At 59.6% G+C, this 3,066-nt stretch carries 4 protein-coding genes; 1 reads left to right on the top strand and 3 read right to left on the bottom strand.

Features of this window, described 5'->3' with window-relative positions; genetic code table 11:
* Positions 1-235 precede the first annotated feature (235 nt).
* A complete protein-coding gene (locus tag QMX93_RS30325; RefSeq protein WP_053119794.1) occupies positions 236-445 on the top strand; it encodes a hypothetical protein in 210 nt (69 codons plus the stop codon).
* Positions 446-521: 76 nt separating this feature from the next.
* On the opposite strand, the gene QMX93_RS30320 is transcribed toward QMX93_RS30325, so the two are convergent.
* The 3 genes from QMX93_RS30320 to zapE all read right to left on the bottom strand — a co-directional run bounded on the left by QMX93_RS30320 (position 522) and on the right by zapE (position 2,914).
* Entirely contained in the window at positions 522-1,019 is a 498-nt protein-coding gene (locus tag QMX93_RS30320; RefSeq protein WP_053119792.1) for a GNAT family N-acetyltransferase, read from the bottom strand.
* Between the two features lie 177 nt (positions 1,020-1,196).
* Positions 1,197-1,778, bottom strand: coding sequence for a DinB family protein (locus tag QMX93_RS30315; RefSeq protein ID WP_282359276.1), 582 nt, complete (start codon positions 1,776-1,778; stop codon positions 1,197-1,199).
* Positions 1,779-1,795: 17 nt separating this feature from the next.
* The gene (zapE, locus tag QMX93_RS30310; RefSeq protein ID WP_282359275.1) at positions 1,796-2,914 is read right to left on the bottom strand and encodes a cell division protein ZapE; all 1,119 of its coding nucleotides are present in this window, start codon (positions 2,912-2,914) and stop codon (positions 1,796-1,798) included.
* Positions 2,915-3,066: the final 152 nt, after the last annotated feature.

The raw sequence follows: 3,066 nt of genomic DNA, 5'->3' as shown, positions 1-3,066 counted from the left end.
GATTTATCCCCGATGGCCTGCGCAGCAGGCCCCCTTCTCTTTCAGATCAAAAGAGGGGCCGCTGCGCGCCCCATCGGGGATAAATCCCCTCGCCACAGATAAATCCCCTCGCCACAGTTATTCCTCCCACCACGAATGTTCTGGTGTTAACCCCGAGTTAATTCGTAAGGAACACACTCGCTTTCGAGTTCTGCTTCATGGACGAACGGCTCCGACTTGTTCAGTAGGAGGCACCATGAAAACCACGACTGTAATGCTTGCCGGGCTGCTAGCCCTTGGCTCTGCCAGCGCTTTTGCCGAAGGGGGCGCCGAACGCATGCGCTACTACTTCAACAACTTCCCCGTTCACCACGCGCAAAGCGAACAGGTGAGCGACGCCAAGACCAAAGAACTGCGGGTTCCCGACGACCAGACGGCCCAAGTGACCGAGTCTTATCGCAACTGAATCACCGATGGACCTGCGAGGACTGTGCTCCGGTCACCGCAGATGACAGTTGGGCGCCCTGTTGGGGCGCCTTTTTTTATGCCTGCAAATCCTTGATCCAGAACAGCATGCGGCCGTGCTCCGGGTTGAACATCCCCGGGGCAAAACCGAATTTGCGGTAAGAGCCCTGGGCGATATCGTTGCCTTCGAGCACTTCAAGGGTGATCTTGCAGCAGCCACGCTGGCGGGCGATGTCCTCGACCTTGCGCAGCATCTTCTGGCTTAAGCCGAGACCGCGAAACTTGTTCACCACCGCCACATCGTGAACGTTGACCAGCGGTCGGCAGGCGAACGTCGAAAAGCCTTCAAAGCAGTTCACCAAACCGGCCGGCTCACCGCCAACGAACGCCAGCACGCTGAACGCATGCGGTCGCCGGGCCAGCTCTTCCGGCAGGCGTTGCAGCAGCTCGGGGGCAATCGGATGACCGCCGCCCATGGGATCTTCTGCATAGTTGTTGAGTACCACGCCGATGGCCTCGGCATGCACTGGATTGGTGTAACTGGCCTGAAGTACAAGAATTTCTGCGGAATCCATTTCCATCCCCAAACACACAACCCCGGCGCGCAAAGTGCGCACTGATAGGCTGCCTGACCTTAGCGCGAGCACGGTGTTGTCGACAAGATCAAAAGATCGCAGCCTTCGGCAGCTCCTACATGGACCCCATTCCCCTGTAGGAGCTGCCGAAGGCTGCGATCTTTTGCTTTTGAAAAATCAATGCCCCCAAATCAGCTCTTCCGTCCAGCCGAGTTCGGCGAAGTCTTCAGCCCGCAACCTGGCCTCTCCCGCGCAGAAAAACTCGTCCAGTTGCGGCGGCTTCACCGCGGTATCAGTGAGCATCGTATGCACCTGCCCACGATGATGAATCTGATGTTCAAACAGATGCGAAAGCATGCGCAATCGGCTGTCATGTTGCGGCGTGTCGCGGGCGATGGTGACGATTCGGCTCAGATCGACATCGCGCATCTGCTCGCAATAGGCGATCAGCCGACGATCCACATGCGCCTGTTCTTCGCGCAGGGACGCAGCCTCGGTAAACGGCTCGTCCTGATTGAAAAACACGTAGCAATCCGGGTGCGGTTCGTCACCGCGCAACTCGCGTTCCAGCGCGTCGACATAGAACCAGTCGCAAGTGAGGATGTGATTGAGGGTCAGACGAATACTGGGGAAAAAACTGATGCGCGGCGCGGCGAGATCCGCGTCATCGAGCTGCATCCAGGCCTTGGCCAGACGATGGTTGGCCCAGGCATTTTGATAGGCCATGGTCAGCAAATGATGGGACAGCGGCTGGGTCATGTTGGCGCCCTCTTCACTCACGCTTCGGCAAAGCGCTGCAATTGCATCTCCTGCAAACGGCTGAGGGTGCGACGGAACGGGAATTCCAGATAACCCTCGGTGTACAGCGCATCCATTGGCACTTGCGCCTCAATGTACAGCGGCACCTTGCGGTCGTAGCACTCGTCGACCAAGGCGATGAAGCGCCGTACACCGTCGTCATGCACCGACAACTGCGGCAACTCGCGATCCCCCGCCGCCACGCGCTCGGCGTTGTCCTCGGTGCCACGGGCAATGCGCCCTTCGCGTTTCTGCGCGCTAAGGTTGGGCACCTCGCTCAACAGAATAGCCTGATAGGCATCACACAGCGCGATGAAATCCATGGCGGCGAACGGTTGCTCGCAGAGATCGGCGTAGCGACACCAGAGCACCGTCGCACTGGCCTGCACTACGTTCAGCACGCGGTGGCCGACGGCAACGGGTTCGGCGCTGGCGGGTTGCCCGGCGTTCAGTGTCTGAAACACCTCATCCAGCGCGCTGCCCTGCTCCGGCGTGGCGACGAAGTAGCGCTGCAGCCCGGTGCCGGGGTGCAGACGATGGTCTTCGGCGCCGTTCACCGGCACCACCTGCATGTGCGCCTTGATCGAAGCGATTGCCGGCGTGAAGCGATCACGGTTGAAGCCATCCGCGTACAGATCATCCGGCGGCAGATTGGATGTGCAAACCACCACCACGCCTTCGTCGAACATCACTTGAAACAGCCGACCGAGAATGATCGCGTCGCCGATGTCGTTGACAAACAGTTCGTCGAAACACAGCACCCGCACTTCGGCTGCCAGTTCCTTGGCCAGCGCGCGCAACGGGTCGGCGATACCGGTCAACTGGAACGAACGCTGATGCACCCAGCCCATGAAATGATGGAAATGCTGTCGCCGCGCCGGCACGCGCAGGCTTTGATAGAACTGATCCATCAGCCACGTTTTGCCCCGCCCGACCGGGCCCCACAGGTACACGCCGGTGACCGACTTGGCCCCGGCGTGCAAAGCTTCGTGGCATTTTTGCAACGCCCAGACGGCGTGCTCCTGAGCTTCATCCTGGAAGAAGCCCTTGTGCTCGATGGCGTGTTGCCAGGCGCTGAGGGGGGAGTCGAAAGTCATGCGCGGGATTATGCCACGACCGCCTTAAAAACGGACTCATCGCCGTTACCCAACCAGGCTTGAGAGCACTGCAAAACCCTGTAGGAGCCGAGCTTGCTCGCGAAGGCGGCGTATCAGTCGACGCATGAATTGACTGATCCACCGCCTTCGCG

The organism is Pseudomonas sp. PS01303 (assembly GCF_029959385.1).
Lineage (GTDB): Bacteria > Pseudomonadota > Gammaproteobacteria > Pseudomonadales > Pseudomonadaceae > Aquipseudomonas > Aquipseudomonas rustica.
This window is presented reverse-complemented; position numbering and strand designations above follow the sequence as displayed.